Source organism: Paenibacillus sp. FSL R5-0341 (assembly GCF_037975235.1).
Taxonomy (GTDB): Bacteria; Bacillota; Bacilli; order Paenibacillales; family Paenibacillaceae; genus Paenibacillus; species Paenibacillus amylolyticus_A.
Genome location: NZ_CP150241.1, coordinates 6,161,553 through 6,177,375, shown reverse-complemented (window position 1 = coordinate 6,177,375; position 15,823 = coordinate 6,161,553). Strand labels below are relative to the sequence as shown.

At 48.5% G+C, this 15,823-nt stretch carries 15 protein-coding genes; 13 read left to right on the top strand and 2 right to left on the bottom strand.

Annotation, left to right across the window (positions count from 1 at the left end; all coding sequences use genetic code 11):
• Positions 1-144 precede the first annotated feature (144 nt).
• The 13 genes from MKX75_RS27705 to MKX75_RS27645 all read left to right on the top strand — a co-directional run bounded on the left by MKX75_RS27705 (position 145) and on the right by MKX75_RS27645 (position 14,476).
• Positions 145-1,554 (top strand): MATE family efflux transporter, encoded by a 1,410-nt coding sequence (locus MKX75_RS27705; protein WP_062836764.1) that lies wholly within the window; start codon positions 145-147, stop codon positions 1,552-1,554.
• A 175-nt stretch (positions 1,555-1,729) separates the two neighbouring features.
• Positions 1,730-2,626 carry an AraC family transcriptional regulator gene (locus tag MKX75_RS27700; protein ID WP_339167633.1) on the top strand — a complete coding sequence of 299 codons (897 nt, stop codon included), beginning with the start codon at positions 1,730-1,732 and terminating at the stop codon, positions 2,624-2,626.
• A gap of 252 nt (positions 2,627-2,878) precedes the next feature.
• Complete coding sequence (locus MKX75_RS27695) at positions 2,879-3,589, top strand: response regulator transcription factor (RefSeq protein WP_339167632.1); 711 nt, start codon at positions 2,879-2,881, stop codon at positions 3,587-3,589.
• Positions 3,586-5,100, top strand: coding sequence for a HAMP domain-containing sensor histidine kinase (locus MKX75_RS27690; RefSeq protein ID WP_076333788.1), 1,515 nt, complete (start codon positions 3,586-3,588; stop codon positions 5,098-5,100). Before MKX75_RS27695 ends, MKX75_RS27690 begins: the two co-directional genes overlap by 4 nt.
• A gap of 60 nt (positions 5,101-5,160) precedes the next feature.
• Positions 5,161-6,267 (top strand): hypothetical protein, encoded by a 1,107-nt coding sequence (locus MKX75_RS27685; RefSeq protein ID WP_076333787.1) that lies wholly within the window; start codon positions 5,161-5,163, stop codon positions 6,265-6,267.
• A 239-nt stretch (positions 6,268-6,506) separates the two neighbouring features.
• Positions 6,507-7,394, top strand: a complete 888-nt coding sequence (locus MKX75_RS27680) for a rhodanese-related sulfurtransferase (protein ID WP_062836769.1) — start codon at positions 6,507-6,509, stop codon at positions 7,392-7,394.
• Between the two features lie 12 nt (positions 7,395-7,406).
• A complete protein-coding gene (locus MKX75_RS27675; protein ID WP_082762945.1) occupies positions 7,407-8,054 on the top strand; it encodes a winged helix-turn-helix transcriptional regulator in 648 nt (215 codons plus the stop codon).
• A gap of 158 nt (positions 8,055-8,212) precedes the next feature.
• Positions 8,213-8,497, top strand: coding sequence for an Rpn family recombination-promoting nuclease/putative transposase (locus tag MKX75_RS27670; RefSeq protein ID WP_083679719.1), 285 nt, complete (start codon positions 8,213-8,215; stop codon positions 8,495-8,497).
• 322 nt (positions 8,498-8,819) lie between these two features.
• The gene (locus tag MKX75_RS27665) at positions 8,820-9,869 is read left to right on the top strand and encodes an ABC transporter substrate-binding protein (protein WP_062836773.1); all 1,050 of its coding nucleotides are present in this window, start codon (positions 8,820-8,822) and stop codon (positions 9,867-9,869) included.
• 90 nt (positions 9,870-9,959) lie between these two features.
• Positions 9,960-10,880, top strand: a complete 921-nt coding sequence (locus MKX75_RS27660; protein ID WP_076333783.1) for an ABC transporter permease — start codon at positions 9,960-9,962, stop codon at positions 10,878-10,880.
• A 2-nt stretch (positions 10,881-10,882) separates the two neighbouring features.
• Complete coding sequence (locus tag MKX75_RS27655) at positions 10,883-11,677, top strand: ATP-binding cassette domain-containing protein (protein WP_036606660.1); 795 nt, start codon at positions 10,883-10,885, stop codon at positions 11,675-11,677.
• A gap of 195 nt (positions 11,678-11,872) precedes the next feature.
• Positions 11,873-13,051: a winged helix-turn-helix domain-containing protein gene (locus MKX75_RS27650; RefSeq protein WP_076333782.1), complete on the top strand. Its 1,179-nt coding sequence runs from the start codon at positions 11,873-11,875 to the stop codon at positions 13,049-13,051.
• 69 nt (positions 13,052-13,120) lie between these two features.
• Complete coding sequence (locus MKX75_RS27645) at positions 13,121-14,476, top strand: MFS transporter (protein ID WP_339167630.1); 1,356 nt, start codon at positions 13,121-13,123, stop codon at positions 14,474-14,476.
• 113 nt (positions 14,477-14,589) lie between these two features.
• Here MKX75_RS27645 and MKX75_RS27640 read toward each other — a convergent pair whose 3' ends face one another.
• Both MKX75_RS27640 and MKX75_RS27635 read right to left on the bottom strand, forming a co-directional pair.
• A complete protein-coding gene (locus MKX75_RS27640; RefSeq protein WP_076333781.1) occupies positions 14,590-15,171 on the bottom strand; it encodes a hypothetical protein in 582 nt (193 codons plus the stop codon).
• A 30-nt stretch (positions 15,172-15,201) separates the two neighbouring features.
• Positions 15,202-15,735 (bottom strand): hypothetical protein, encoded by a 534-nt coding sequence (locus tag MKX75_RS27635; protein ID WP_076333780.1) that lies wholly within the window; start codon positions 15,733-15,735, stop codon positions 15,202-15,204.
• Positions 15,736-15,823 lie beyond the last annotated feature (88 nt).

The following is a 15,823-nucleotide window of genomic DNA, read 5'->3' as shown; positions in this document are numbered from 1 at the left end:
AAAAGGGGCTTGATGAAAACGTTGAAAATACCTATTTATGGAATTACAAAAAACTTTCAACTATTTTCGCAAAACTACTGCATTTTCAAACTACCTGTGCTAACATACCCTAAGAATTAAAGCCCACATGGGAAAGGTGAGAAAATGACAGCAATATCCTCAACCAAAGAGTCCCTTCGTTCTGATGCCAAGGATCTGAATCTGATTCGGCTGACATGGCCTATTTTCTTGGAACTCTTCTTATTTATGTTGATGGGGAGCGTGGATACGCTCATGCTCAGCTCGGTATCCGATAATGCGGTCTCCGGCGTTGGAGCAGCCAATCAGATTATTTCTATTGCTATCCTTGTATTGGAAGTCATTGGACATGGTGCCGCGATTGTAGTTGCACAATATATCGGATCGAAAAAGCTAAGTGAAGCAGCCCAGGTTACAGGTAATGCAATTACGCTGAATCTTATCGTGGGGCTAGTCCTGAGCGGAATCTTCCTTCTGTTCGGAGGACAATTGTTAACACTTCTGAATATTCAAGGCGAAATTTATGATTTTGCCCGTTCGTATATAAATATCGTCGGTGGCGGTATCTTCCTCCAGGCACTCATTAACGCGCTGGCTGCGACGATTCGTACACATGGTTACACCAAAGAAACGATGTATGTTGCTGTATTCATGAACGTGATTCACGTTGTTGGTAACTATGCATTGATCTTTGGACACTTCGGCCTGCCGAAGCTTGGGGTGGAAGGGGCAGCCATCTCCACGGTAGGAAGTCGGTTTATCTGCCTGCTGATCTTCTTCTGGTTGTTGTATCGTGTGAGCGAGGTGCGGGTGGATTTCGAATACTACATTAAATTGTCCAAACATTTTATTGGCAAAATTCTGCGGATCGGCATTCCGTCTGCGATGGAGTCAATGGTATATCATTCCTGCCAGCTCGTGTTCACGCTGTATGTGACCTATCTGGGTGCAGAAGCCATGGCAACCAAGCAGTATGCGGGTAATATCTCCAGCTATATCTACTTGTTCAGCATGGCGATTGGCATGGGGACATCGATCATTGTAGGTCGGCTTGTGGGTGCGCGGCGCAAAGACGATGCGTACAAACGTGTTTTTGACAGTGTAAAATGGGCTCTTCTGGCCACGGTTATCATTGATGTAATCATTATTTTATTCCGTGTGCCGCTGATGAGCATATTTACGGATAATCCGGAAATTATCAAGCTGGGGGCTCAGGTGATTTTGCTCAGTCTTTTGCTCGAAACCGGACGTACCTGCAATATTGTGATCATTGGTTCCCTGCGTGCGGCGGGGGATGCAAAGTTCCCGGTATACATGGGGCTGATCTCCATGGTCTGCATGAGTCTGCCACTGGGGTACCTGCTCATATTCCAGCTTCATCTGGGGCTCGCTGGTGTGTGGCTTGCCATTGCGGCGGATGAGTGGACCCGTGCGGTCATTATGTACTTCCGCTGGAAGAGTAGAGCTTGGGAGAAACATGAATTGGTGGAACATGATGACGAAGAAGTTGGTGCACAGCCGGTACCGGCTGTCTGACGAAGAATGTTGTGCAAATAGATAAATGAGAGTCAATTACGGACAGGATTCCTTCCGTGATTGGCTCTTTTTGCGTTCGGGGCAGAGACCAACCGAAGTGAGGATAGCAAAAATGATCAAAACGGAGATAACTCATTCACGTATAGTAAGGATATGGAAGGGGGCTTCACCTCAGTTGAGCCGATACCGTGCAATGATTCAGCAAAGTTTATTCTATATTGAAACCCATCTGCATGAGGAGATCGGGCTGGAAGAAGTGGCGTCCGAGGCGTTGTTGTCGCCGTATCACTACCACCGTATTTTCCGTAATGAGGTTGGCATGACCGTGGTGGATTATATCCGCAATCGCCGGATGAGTCTGGCGTCCACGGCCCTGCGATCCACAGATGCTGGCATTCTGGACATCTCCCTGGCTTGTGGATTTGAGAGTCAGGAAGCCTTCACCCGCGCATTCCGCAAATTATATGGCATGCCACCAGGACGTTTTCGCAAATTGTTCGATCTGAAATTATTCGAAGGAAGAACCAGAGGAGGAGAATTACAGATGAATCAATCGTCAACGATTACAGGTTGGATGTTAACCGGGAGTCACCCGCAAAATTATGAGATGGGCATCGATCCTGCCGAAGTGCATCAGGGGAAAGCTTCAGGATATTTGAAGGCAGTTACGCCAATGGAGCCTAACGAGTTCGCAACAATGATGCAACAGTTCAGAGCAGACAAGTATGTGGGCAAGCGGATGAAGTTATCAGGATTTGTGAAGACCGAGCATGTGGATGCGTTCTGCGGATTATGGATGCGTGTGGATAATAACGTCCATGATGTACTTCAATTTGATAACATGCATGATCGGCCAATTACAGGCACGCAGCCATGGAATCAGTATAGTATTGTGCTTGATGTACCGGAGGGCAGCGCAGTCATTTCATTCGGGGTTATTTTGAACGGTAAAGGAAAAGTGTGGGTCGATAGCTTCCGCTTTGAGGAGGTTGATTTGAACACACCACTGACACATATGGAGACAGAGTACGAGATGTCGGACGAGCCGCTCAATCTGTCATTTGAGGAGTAAATGCAGAAGGGAGCCTTAAACGGCTGACTTAAACAATAACATGAATTGGGAAGATATAGACCAAGGGCTAATCCAATCACGGGTTGGCTCTTTTTGTTACCTTTAGGGTATAAAGAAAGTAGAGCCAAGTCCAAGCTGAGAGGATGCAAGTCTCTCATACAAATTGCAAACTCATCCATAGCTAATTCCCACGGACCTTGCTAACATAGACCCATAAACTAACTCATGACATAGATAAAGAGGATGAATCCTATGAATAAAAAAGTGCTCGTGGTAGATGACGAATCAAGTATTGTCAGTGCCATTGCTTACGCGCTGCGGCGCGAAGGATATGAAGTAGAGACTGCGAGTGACGGCGAAGAGGCCTTGGTCAAGGTCGCATCGTTTCACCCACAGGTCATGATTCTGGACGTGATGATGCCGAGACTCGATGGATATGGCGTATGCCGCAGGCTGGAGGACCGGGAGGATATCGGCATTATTTTGCTGACCGTCAAAAATGATATCGTAGACAAAATCGTTGGCCTGGAAATGGGCGCCGATGATTACATGACTAAGCCATTTGAGATCCGTGAACTGCTCGCAAGGGTGAAAGCGCTCATGCGCCGTGTTGAGAAAAGCAGTCCACCACAGGATGATTCGAAGAATCAGGCCATCGTGAATGGCACACTGCGTATTCATGTTGCTCACCGCACGGTGACCGTGAATGAGGAGAAGCTGGATCTGACCCCAAAAGAGTTCGACCTGCTGACCATTCTCATGTCCAATCCCGAGCGTGTGTACACACGAGACGATCTGCTGGACCGGGTCTGGGGCATGGAATATGCAGGTGGGACACGGACCGTGGACATTCACATCCAGCGTTTGCGCAAGAAAATCGGGGATACAGATCAGCAAAAATTGCAGACCGTATACGGGATTGGTTACAAAGCATCAGCACCTGATACAGGCGGGGCCATATGAGAGTCAGCATCAAGCTGAAGTTCAGTGTTTTTCTGGCAGCCTTGCTTATCCTGACCGTGGTTGTACTTAGTTCACTGGTCCTGCGCGGTATTGAACGCAATCAGCAGTCACAGATTGAAGGTATTTTATCGCAGCAGACACGGTTGGTGAATCTGAATGTGAGACAGTCCTACTACACCGAGTCCGTTCATCTGGATCAGGACGTTTTTTTACAGCGAAATGGCCGCAGGCTGGCACAGGAACTGGCCAACTCTACCGGATTGCCAATAGCACTCTATAACATGACAGGCCAGCAGGTGGGAGCATCCTTCGCCTCCAGCGAGAGTGAACTTGTTCAGGAAACGCTAGACTATGCGCTGCAAAATAAGATTGCCTATCATGAACAAGGGGATACCTTGCTCTATGCCGCACCGCTGGATGGTCCGGATGGACAGATGGGCGCCGTATGGATACAATATCCGGTCCAGAGCTACCATGAATTTTATACTCGCATCCTTCAATTGTTCATCTGGGCCGGAATTACCGTTGTGGCGCTGAGCTTCATATTAGGTTATCTGTTCTACAATCGGTTTGCCGTTGCGATTACCCGGCTGAAGAGGTCCGCAGATTCCATTCGCGAAGGGAACTACATTACGGAGTCCCCTGTAAGGCGCAAGGATGAACTGGGAGAGCTGGGGCAGGGCATTTATTATATGAGTACATCCATTCAGCAAAACATCACAGCCATGCATGCGGAGCAGCAGAAGTTGCAACTGGCGATAGAGAAGCTGCAGGCGCTGGAACAGCAGCAGAAACAATATATCGGTAACATCAGCCATGAGTTTAAGACACCGCTAACGTCGATCAAAGCTTATGTGGAGCTGCTCGACATGTATAAGGATGATCCACAACTGCTTGATGATGCCACGAGTAACATTGGCAAAGAAACGGAGCGGCTGTACGAGATGGTGGAGAAAGTACTACATTTATCTGCCCTGGAGAAGTACGACTTCGAGAATCAGGCCGAAGATGTAGAGGTCAGTGCTCTGCTGGAGGATGCCTGTGGCCGGATGCGGGGGAAAGCGGAGAAGTTTGCGCTGAACATGGAACTGGATCTTGAACCGGCGGTGATCCGCAGCGATCGGGAGAGTCTTATGCATATTTTCATTAACATGCTGGATAATGCGATCAAATATAACGTTCCGGATGGTGTGATCCGGGTGGAGAATGAACTACGGATGCAGGAGCGTCAAGCGGTCATTCGCATCTTCAACTCGGGTACGCCGATTCCTGCAGAGGCACGGGAGAAGATTTTTGAACCCTTTTACACCGTGAATAAAGACAGAGCCAGAAAAACCGGCGGAACCGGACTGGGGCTATCTCTCGTGAAGCAGTTTGTTGAAAAGCAGGGCGGTACAATCACCTTATTACCAAGCAATCCGGGCGATTGGGAGGATAGGGAAGGTGTGACATTCCAACTCGTATTTCCTTTGGCTGATGCAAGTTTACAAGTTCGAAACAAGTCTGAATAACTTTGGAAGTATGCGATGTGTATGCTTGGTCTATAGCAAGAGAAACCAGGGGGGACCATCATGAATTGGAGACAAGCAGCTTTGGGCACGCTCGGGGCCATTGCCCTGTTAACAACAGCAGCATGCGGGGGAACAACGGTGCCGGGGGGAAACGCACAAGGTGGGAAAACGGGCACCGATATTACTGTGAAAGATAATACCAACACGTCTGTGTACCAGAGCTTTAAGCTGGAGAAGATCGATAAAATTCCAAATATGCGTGGGATTGCATGGCTAAGTGACGACTGGATTGTATCCGACAAGGAGAACAAGTCCTTGAAACCCGTCATAGTTGAAGGCCAGGAAAGATACCCGCATAACTTATATATGTATGATCTGGCCAAAGGTACAGACACGCCGCTCAAAGAAGATGAGGCCAGCCTAGGTGCACCGCTGGTGTCACCGGATGGTCAGTACCTGTTCTACCGGGAGCCGGAGGAAAATACGGGCAAAGGCTACTTCCTGAACCTGCATAACGGGGAGACAACCCCTGCTGGTAAGGAGGATGGCTTCATTCAAGAGGGCGCGTGGCTGGATAATGAACATGTCGTTTTCCCCGATATGAAGGGTGATCTGATCTCTGCAAGTGTGGACGGTACAACGAAAGTACTGGTGGAGACGGGCAATTTCAATGTGCGGAGTATCAAAGTGTCAGGCAATATGCTCTATTATATTACGGGCGAGGACGGCCAGTTGAATGCATACGATGTGAAGACGGGTGACGTGAAACAGGTGCTGAAAAGTGTGGAGTGGGTCATTCCTTCTAATGATGGAACAAGGCTTGCGATTGTGAAAAGAACGGCGGATACCAAACGGGCGCTGGTGCTCACCGATCTGGAAGGCAATGAGAAGGCCACGCTCGCCAGAGGCACGCAGATCTTCGGTACCAGCTGGTCGGGTGATGATTCCAAGATTGCGTATACGATCAATTCCGAAAATGACAATGAAAAAGGACTATTCGTCTCCAACACGGAGTCGGCAGAACAGTTCCAGATTTCAGCGGATATGGACAACGCTTCTGACCCACTCGCCTGGAGCCCGGAAGGCAATAAGATCCTGTTATCACAGGCGATATTGGAGAATGAATCCTATCACTTTGTAACTTCGGTTATTACGATCTCCGAATAGGGTGAATGGTGCAGACAGATATGTTCCATATCTTTCATCCCTTTCTATACATTTATATTGACTAAGCTATTCCGCTTCCGATAAACTAGAATGCAGGAATAAAAGTCGAATGTCAGGCAGCAGTTCGAGACGATGTTTCGGGCGGCTGTTTATTTTCTTTTTAACAGTAAGGGTGCAATGTAGTCGTCTTGCCGAATGATTCGGCTAATAACAACATGGAATAGGAACAGGTGATATACATGTGTAACAGCGCGTACCGCGTGCTTTTATATTATAAGTTCGTGAAGATTGAAGACCCCGAGACATTTACACAAGAGCATCTGCAATACTGCAAGGACCTCGGTGTGAAAGGCCGTATTCTGATCGCATCCGAAGGCATTAACGGCACGGTATCCGGAACGCCAGAACAGACGGAACAGTATATGAAAGACATGCATGCGAACCCGCTGTTCAGCGATATGGTGTTCAAGATTGATGATGTGGAAGAGCATGCGTTCAAAAAAATCTTTGTTCGTCATAAAGCAGAGCTGGTTACGTTCCGCGTGGACGAAGACCTTGATCCGAATGTGATTAGCGGCAAACGCCTTTCACCGAAAGAGTTCCATGAGCATTTGCAACGTGATGATGTCATCGTTATCGATGGTCGCAATGATTATGAATACGAAATTGGTCACTTCCGCGGGGCCATTCGTCCAGATGTGGAGTCTTTCCGCGAGTTTCCAGAGTGGATTCGAGAGAACCTGGGTGACATGAAGGACAAAACGATTATTACCTATTGCACTGGCGGCATTCGCTGCGAGAAGCTGACTGGCTTCATGATCAATGAAGGATTCCAGGACGTGGCTCAATTGGATGGCGGTATTGTCACATACGGTAAAGATCCAGAAGTGCAAGGGCATCTGTTCGATGGCAAGTGTTACGTGTTTGACGAGCGGATCTCTGTACCGATTAACCGGACAGACGAGGATATTGTCATCGCTAGCTGTTATCACTGTGGAACGACACATGACCGATATATTAATTGTCCAACCTGCAACCTGCAGCACGTAAGCTGTGAGGATTGCGAAGAGACGCATAACCGCTTTTGCTCGGATGCCTGCCGGGAGGCAGCACCGGTACACGCATAAGCAGGAGAGCAGGTGCTGATCGTGAAGCGTGAAGAGGAACGAACGACGCGTGAACGGATTTTGTTCATGCTGAAGCAGCAAGGTACATTGACCGCAAGGGAAATGACAGCTGATCTGAATTTGACCGGCATGGCCATTCGCCGTCATCTGACGGCACTGGAACAGGACGGCTGGATTGAGGTTCGGGAGGCCCGGGCTACGGCCGGACGTCCGTCCTCGGTGTACCAATTGACGGTACGCGGGGACAGCTTTTTCCCGAAATCATATTCGTCCCTTACGCTGGAGCTGCTTGAAGAATTGTCTGACACAGCCGGGAGCGGTGTGGTGGATGCATTGTTCGAGAGTCGCCGGGACAAGCTGCTTCGCAGCGGATTACCACAGATGGAGGGCCAGGATCTGGCCGGACGGGTGGAGGAACTTGCGCGAATCCAGAATGCCAACGGATATATGGCGGATGCGTCCAGAGAAGAAGATGGAACCTACGTTATTACGGAAATGAACTGCCCGATTGTGCAAGTCGCGAGTGTCTACAAGCAGGCTTGCCGTTGTGAACTCGATCTGTTCCGCTCACTGCTTCAAGCTGAGGTGGAGCGTACCGAATGTTACGCCGATGGCGGTAAAAGGTGCAAGTATGAGATTCGCGAAGCGCCGGGGAATTAACTGGTTTATACAAAGAGATTGTTTCGATTCGTCGAAATAGTCTCTTTTCTTGAATGAAAATGACGTAAATGCGTTATGTTTATAGTGAAATACGTGATATAATTTGAAATAAAATCCAGATGTTTTATACATAACTCAATATTAGATGGGAGGCGTTAATGATGCACGAACCCGAACCGGCTTTGAAAAAGGCCATGAATCTATTGAAGGAACTGAGCGAGGATGAAGAGTTCCGTCAACAATATGAAGCACGTCAAAAGTTTTTACGGGATCAAGTATCCATGAAGGAAGGCGCACGAGAAGAAGGGATCAAAGAAGGTGAAACTGAGAGCAAGCGGAAAATCGCAATGAATATGCTCAATTTAGGTCTTGATCAAGAGACCATTGTCAAAGCGACGGGACTAACCTCTACTGAAGTGAAAGCAATCCAGCAAGAAAAATAAGCTATATATACTAGGCAACACGCATAACTTGCGGGTTGCTTTTTTTTCGTTATGTAATGTTTTCTATCACAACCATATGATGAAACTAAATTGGAAGCGGTTCAACCATTGACGGATATCGGGACGCCCCTTAATATTAGGGGAACAATAAAACATCAACACGGGTCATGGACTTCAGTCGCATGAGAAAAGTCTATATTTGTCTGCTTTTGTCGATCAAAGCAACAATGCGTTGAAGCGTTTGTTTTGTCCCGCCCTATCGTGTCAACGGAATCTCGATAAGGGTAACTACATTTTATAAGATGGAGAGGGGTTCTCACACATGAAAAAGAAATTCTGGATGTCACTGATGATGGTTGCTTCAATGATCGTTGCGGCAGGTTGCGGAAATAACAGCGGTACAGGCTCGGAATCCGAAGGATCGGGGAGCACAACAGGTGGAGGCAGCGAGGAAAAATCATACCAGATTGCCATCTCCCAGATTGTTGAACATCCATCCCTGGATGCTACACGCGAAGGATTTATTGCAGCCCTGAAGGATGCGGGCATTGAAGAAAACAAAAACCTCAAAATTGATTACAATAACGCGCAGGGTGATTCGACGAACAACCTGTCCATTGCACAGAAAATCTCGGGTGATTCCAAAAATGACCTCGTACTTGGCATCGCAACACCATCTGCGCTGGCACTGGCTCAACAAGTGAAGGACAAGCCATTGTTGTTCGCAGCAGTAACGGACCCACTGGGTGCCAAACTGGTGACTGACATGGACAAGCCGGGCGGCAACGTTACAGGTGCATCGGACACGAATCCAGAGGCGATCGTACAATTGGCTGACTTTATCGCTAAAAATCTGCCGGATGTGAAAACGGTAGGTCTGGTGATCAACGAAGGCGAACCGAATGCGGTGGTTATGGCAGATAACGCTGAAAAGGCACTGGCAACACATAATATCAAGCTGGTGAAAGCACCCGTTACGAATACATCGGAAGTAAAACAGGCTACGGATTCCCTCGTTGGCAAAGTAGACGCATTCTACATTACGCTCGATAACTCTGTCGTGAGTGCGGTGGATACGATTATTCAAACGGCGAACAACAACAAAATTCCGTTCTTCTCCAGTGATCGGGATACCGTTGAAAAAGGAGCCTTCGCAACCGTTGGCTTCAAATATTATGACCATGGATATCAGGTGGGTGAGATGGCTGCGGACATTCTGAAAAACGGTACGAAACCTGGTGATATGAAAGTCACCGTTCCGGACAAGCTGGATCTGATCCTGAACCTGAAAGCGGCTGAAGCCCAAGGCATCACGGTTACGGATGAGATGAAGGCGGAAGTGCAAGACCAAGACAACAACATTATTCAATAATCTGACCGGACAATAATCCGGCAGGATGGATGCGAGGCGAACGTGCAACGGGTTCGCCTCATTCTTTTCGATAGACAGGGAGGAAGTAGCGTGAGTATAAGCTGGAATTCAATTGAAGGAGCGATCGAGCTGGGGCTTTTATACGCACTGATGGCACTTGGTGTGTATATTACGTTCCGCATACTCGATTTCCCTGACCTTACCGTAGACGGAAGTTTTACAACAGGAGGCGCAATCGCGGCGGTGATGATCTCCAATGACTTCTCTCCTTGGCTCGCCTGTTTAGCGGCAATGGCTGGCGGCATGGTGGCTGGGGCTTGTACAGGTCTACTGCATACCAAAGGCAAAATCAACGGATTGTTATCCGGGATTTTGATGATGATTGCGCTCTACTCCATTAATATGCGTATTCTTGGCGCACCGAATAAATCCATTATGGGCATGGATAATCCATTCTCGGGTGAGCATGTCATGGTGCTTATTATTATCGTGGTGCTGGTGTTTAAAATTATGCTCGATCTGTTCATGAAAACAGATATTGGACTGGCTCTTCGCGCCACAGGTGATAACAAACGCATGATTCGCAGCTTTGGTGCGAATACGGATGTGACTACCATTGTAGGTGTCAGCTTATCCAATGGACTGGTTGCACTATCTGGTGCATTTATTGCCCAGCAATCAGGCTTTGCAGATATCACGATGGGCATTGGAATGATCGTCATTGGTTTGGCTTCGGTAATTATCGGTGAAGCTATTCTCGGTGCAAGAACGGTATTCTGGGCTACACTCGCAGCGATTGTTGGTTCGATCATATACCGGATTGTAGTCGCACTTGCCCTTCAGGTGGAGTGGTTCGACACGTCGGATCTCAAGCTGATTACCGCAGTGATCGTCATTATCGCCCTTGTATTCCCAACGATGCAGCGCTCCATGAAGCAGCGTAGTTTGGCTCGCAAACGAACGGAAGAGTTGATGCGATCCGGGGGTCAGCAGACGAAGGGAGGTATGTGATCATGCTGGAGATTACGCAAGTAACCAAGCTGTTCAACCCAGGCACAACGGATGAGAAGACCGCGCTGGTTGGTGTGAATCTGACGATGAATCCGGGAGATTTTGTGACGGTGATTGGCAGTAACGGAGCCGGGAAATCCACGCTGATGAACATCATCTCGGGGGTGATGAAGCCGGATATGGGCGATGTTCTGATCAATGACCGTTCGATTAAAAACCTGCCGGAGCATAAACGCAGTAGCTGGATTGGCCGGGTGTTTCAGGACCCGATGGCAGGAACAGCACCACATATGTCCATTGAAGAAAATATGGCGATGGCATACAAACGTGGCAAAGGACGTGGACTAGGCTTCGGAGTAACCCGTGCCAGACGTGAGATTTTCAATACGCAACTGGAGAAGCTGGGAATTGGATTGGAGAAGCGGCCTAACGCGAAAGTCGGTCTCTTGTCAGGCGGGGAGCGACAGGCACTTAGTCTGCTAATGGCGACCTTTACCCAACCGCAGATTCTGCTGCTGGATGAGCATACGGCAGCACTAGACCCTTCACGTGCCGAACTGATCACGGAACTGACGGAGACGCTTGTACGTGAGATGAGACTTACTACACTGATGGTGACGCACAATATGGAACAGGCGATTCGTCTGGGTAACCGTTTGATCATGATGGACAAAGGCCGAATTATTCTGGATGTGAGCGAAGAGCGCAAGCGTACGTTGACTGTACCTGAGTTGCTTGGTGAATTCGAGCGTATCAGTGGCAAAAAAATGGCGGACGATCGCGTCGTTCTGGGTTAAGACAAGTGAATACTTGTTGGAAGAAAAGGTATACGTAGCGCGATTTACAATCTAATCCAGCTCTAAGATATACCATAAAAACCTTTTGCGTTCTCGCAAAGGGTTTTTATGGTATGTTGAACACGATGAAGAGAAAATGGAATGAATCTATACGATTTCGGATTAGTGAATTATACATAGTAGGAGGAACCAGGCATGTCTTTGCAATTGGATGAAGGGACATATACGGTAACACGGCGTACGGAATCCATCCGTCTGCTGGCGAAGGAATTTGCGCTGCTGCACTTCCTGTATGAAAACAAGGAAAAAGCCTTCACCCGTAGTCAACTGCTGGACCGGGTATGGCCCCTGGAATATCCGGTTGAACGCACCGTGGATGATCATATCTATCGTTTGCGCAAGAAGCTGAAACGCTGGGATGAGATCAGTCTGGATACGGTACGGGGCTACGGCTATCGGCTTGCTGTGCATGAGAACAAATCCGTTCTACCCGCTAGCCCTTCTGCTCAAGACCCAGAAATGCAGGAAGTCATTCACGGATTACTTCGTAAATATCACTTGTTTGGGCAGGGAAAAGCCATACAGACCCTGGTTCAACAGCAGGAAGCGCTCGGCATTCAGATTGTCCCGTATTATCAGTTGTATATCCGCTTTATACAGGGAGATCTGGAATGGCTGATTACAACGAAAGAAGTCGATTTTGAAGAACGCATATACTGGTTGTTAATTTTTGTTCACTCGCTAATTGAACCATCAGAAAGCTTGCCTCTGTATGAGCAGGCATTGAGTTCATCTGCATTGTCTGCGGATCAGCTTCGGGAACTCCGTATTATGAACATAATTGAAGTCTATGCAGAGGTGGGTCAATACCAACGTGCCCGGATGCAGCTGGAGGAGACATATCGTGTGATAGAGACTGACGAGCTAGTTAATTTCAAACTGCCAGTAGCGCTTGCAGCGTTGTATGTGGAACTGTGGGGTGGCAGCGGTGAAGCGGTTGAGGCTCAGATGACAGTCCTGCGAGCAGGATTAAAGGATGCTCCGTATCTGCGAGAGATTGGGCGTTTTCAGATGATGGAGGGGTTATGGTTGCTTCGGCAAGGACGAGTTCGTGAAGCTGAACTTAGAATGGATGATGGTCTGGACGTATTGAAGATGTCGCTGAACGCACCGTTATATCTGAATGCGGCATATCAGATCCTCCAATTCATGGGTCAACATCGAATTGAAGGTAGACTTCGCAGTAAATATCGTCAAGTGTACGCAGAGATCGGCAAAAGTTACGGTGTTCCCATATATGGACAGCAAATTGTGGATGAAGTACGTAACTTTCTATCCCCTATCGCTCCATCCTCTGATCTTCCTCTGATATAACGCCCTTATGATTACAGCCAAGGAACATACAGGCCGCAAACGGCTGTAATCAAGGGAGGAAGTACGCGTATGACCGTCATTTCAAATGAATCCACATCCAATGAATCCGACGAATTCACCGAATCAACCGCTTCATCTGCGGGATCTTCCAAAAGCTTATGGACCAACCTCCAGTTTGTCCGCATGTTTATCGCATACTCGCTGGCTACGTTTGGAGACTGGTTCGATGCACTCGCTATCCAGGTGATGGTGGCCTACCGATGGGGTGCCGATCCACTGATCATTGCACTGATTCCTGTATGTATGGCTGTCCCGGGCATACTGCTGGGCTCCGTTGCAGGTGCACTGGCTGATCGACTACACAAAGTGAAAATCATGATCCTGTGCGATGTGATCACCGTGGGATTAACCGTTGCTATTTTATTCGCACCAAGCCCGGCATGGTTGCTTCCACTGCTAGCTCTGCGTGCCATGATGGGGGTATTCCATGTTCCAGCCCAGCAGGCTTTAACTCGTCAAGTGGTGGCAGAGGAGCATCTGTTTCAGGCATCGTCTCTAAACGGTTTCGTGAGCCAGTGTTCGAAAGTGGCGGGACCGCTGCTGGGTGCAGTCATTTTGGCCTTTTTCTCACCACAAATCTGTATTGCCATTAATGCCTGTACACGCCTGTTGTCGGGCGCGGTGTTATGGCCCTTACGGCGTTTGGTGGAGAAGTCGGAGCCGGTTGGATCAGAAGGAAGTGAGGCTGATGCAAAGGATGGCTCGGAATCTTTATTCACTCAGTGGCAGCAAGGCTGGCGTTTTATACGTCGCAGCCGCACTGTGCTGAGTACGATTCTGTTTGGCTGTTTTGGACTCATGGCCATTCTCATGATTGATTATCAGTTTACGACCCTGTTTCGGGAGATCAAGCCAGGTAACGAATCACTGCTAGGCTGGTTGGGTTCATCGGCAGGAGCGGGGGCAGTAATTATCATTTTGTTGTTAAATCGGCTTCCTAGGATTGGGTATGGATGGGGACTAGGTGGAGGATATCTGTTCGTGGGTGCCGGAATCGCTGCATTGGGGTGGATCGGCCCACAAACACCGGAAATTTGGGTCATTATCTGGGGCCTTTGCATCGGGATAGGCAATGGGCTCTTTATGGTAACACTGAATTATTTGTTGCAAAAAGAAACCCCTCTTGTCTATGTAGGACGCGTCTTCGGTATCCAAAATTCACTATCCAGTGTTGTACTGGTCGTAGCTCCACTTGCAGGTGGGGCGCTCATTCGAGCCGCAGGGCCGAGTCCCACCTTTCAATATATCGGTCTCGCTACGCTGGTGATTGGTCTTGCCGGCATTCTGCTACAGCGTATCTTGTGGGAGGGAAAGCAGCCTCACGTGACTGAAGCAAAAGAGATCATTCCACAGGAATCGGCCTGACAGTATTTGCCCGGACAACATTTTTAATCATCATTACATCTACAATAAAATGAACAGCCGCTTCCGGTATTCATCCGAAAGCGGCTGTTTGCACGTTGCGATGTATTGAAACATCACACTTCCCACCAGGCGAAATAGGCAGTAGAGGCCATCAGTCCACCAACCGAGAGTGATCCGCCGACAGACAGGTTAATGGCCTGACCCGGAGGAACCACATAACGGCCGAATTCATTGGATAGAAAGGGCCCTGCTTGAAGGGGCATAGCCATCAACGAAGTCGCACCTGAAGGCACGGCAGCAGAGAATCGTACTACGGCTACACTGGTATTGCTGCTGGAAAGATTGCTGTTCACCGGCGTAAGTGTACTGGGAGAGGACAGCGTTCCATTTGCGGTCAGACTCATGGAACCGCTGAAGGAAGATAACAGGTTGAGTGAGACTGTAATTCCGCCAGAGATCCGTGATACGTATAGGGTTTTTCCACTCCCCGCTGGATTGGCCAATTGTACGGTGGCGATTACCGTTCCTCCCAGCAATCCCAGTGTTGTGGAGTTGGTGGAACCTGCATTGTACAGATTGCCTGTGTTGCCGGCATCGTTCTCCGGTGGGGCAACAATGCCGGGAGAGGTATATGTGTTGGTATTCGACGTATAGACGGGCTGGCTTAACGGGTTGAATACATTATTGTTTGGCACTGTATACACCACCTTCTACTATGATCAAACTCAGAATTCCCACCAGAACAGATTAATGGCTGCGGTTTGATTCCCCGTACCTACGCTAATGGATAAAGTTTGTCCCGGTGGAACAATAATCGAGCCGTTGAGATCCAGTGAGTACATACCTGCGGTAAGCGGAATACTTGCAATGCTTGTGAAGGTTCCACCCAGAGTACCTGTATTTTGCCTTGTGGTTACTACACTAGCATTGGTATTTCCCAGTAATGTATTGACGGGCACAGGTGTACTGCCAGCGGTCACCGTTCCTCCCGAATAGATGACAAGCGTGGCTGCCGCTGTTGTACCTCCGGTCAGACTGGAGATGCGTAACGTTCTGCCACTACCGGCCGCATTCAAGATCTGTAGAAGAAGGTTCTGGTTGGAAGGAATCGATGAATTGTTGGTTGTTAGGGCAAAAAAACTGCCGGCGGCAGCTGCACCGCTGTCTGGTGAAGCTTCTATTCCAGGTGCCGAGAAAGTGTTGGTCAGTTGAGTAAACAGGGGACCATTCGATTGGTTGAATATATTGTAGTTGGTCATCTCATCCACCTCCCATAGACCAGTTCTTTTAGAGCAACACTCCGGTTAGTTCACATGTCATTGTACTTGCAGTGTATGTGAAAAGAAG

Bases quoted from the DNA above. Each gene is read 5' to 3' on its own strand.
- MKX75_RS27685 (WP_076333787.1), top strand. From the start codon at position 5,161: ATGAATTGGAGACAAGCAGCTTTGGGCACGCTCGGGGCCATTGCCCTG.
- MKX75_RS27680 (WP_062836769.1), top strand. From the start codon at position 6,507: ATGTGTAACAGCGCGTACCGCGTGCTTTTATATTATAAGTTCGTGAAG.
- MKX75_RS27695 (WP_339167632.1), top strand. From the start codon at position 2,879: ATGAATAAAAAAGTGCTCGTGGTAGATGACGAATCAAGTATTGTCAGT.
- MKX75_RS27705 (WP_062836764.1), top strand. From the start codon at position 145: ATGACAGCAATATCCTCAACCAAAGAGTCCCTTCGTTCTGATGCCAAG.
- MKX75_RS27690 (WP_076333788.1), top strand. From the start codon at position 3,586: ATGAGAGTCAGCATCAAGCTGAAGTTCAGTGTTTTTCTGGCAGCCTTG.
- MKX75_RS27670 (WP_083679719.1), top strand. From the start codon at position 8,213: ATGATGCACGAACCCGAACCGGCTTTGAAAAAGGCCATGAATCTATTG.
- MKX75_RS27665 (WP_062836773.1), top strand. From the start codon at position 8,820: ATGAAAAAGAAATTCTGGATGTCACTGATGATGGTTGCTTCAATGATC.
- MKX75_RS27655 (WP_036606660.1), top strand. From the start codon at position 10,883: ATGCTGGAGATTACGCAAGTAACCAAGCTGTTCAACCCAGGCACAACG.
- MKX75_RS27650 (WP_076333782.1), top strand. From the start codon at position 11,873: ATGTCTTTGCAATTGGATGAAGGGACATATACGGTAACACGGCGTACG.
- MKX75_RS27645 (WP_339167630.1), top strand. From the start codon at position 13,121: ATGACCGTCATTTCAAATGAATCCACATCCAATGAATCCGACGAATTC.
- MKX75_RS27635 (WP_076333780.1), bottom strand. From the start codon at position 15,735: ATGACCAACTACAATATATTCAACCAATCGAATGGTCCCCTGTTTACT.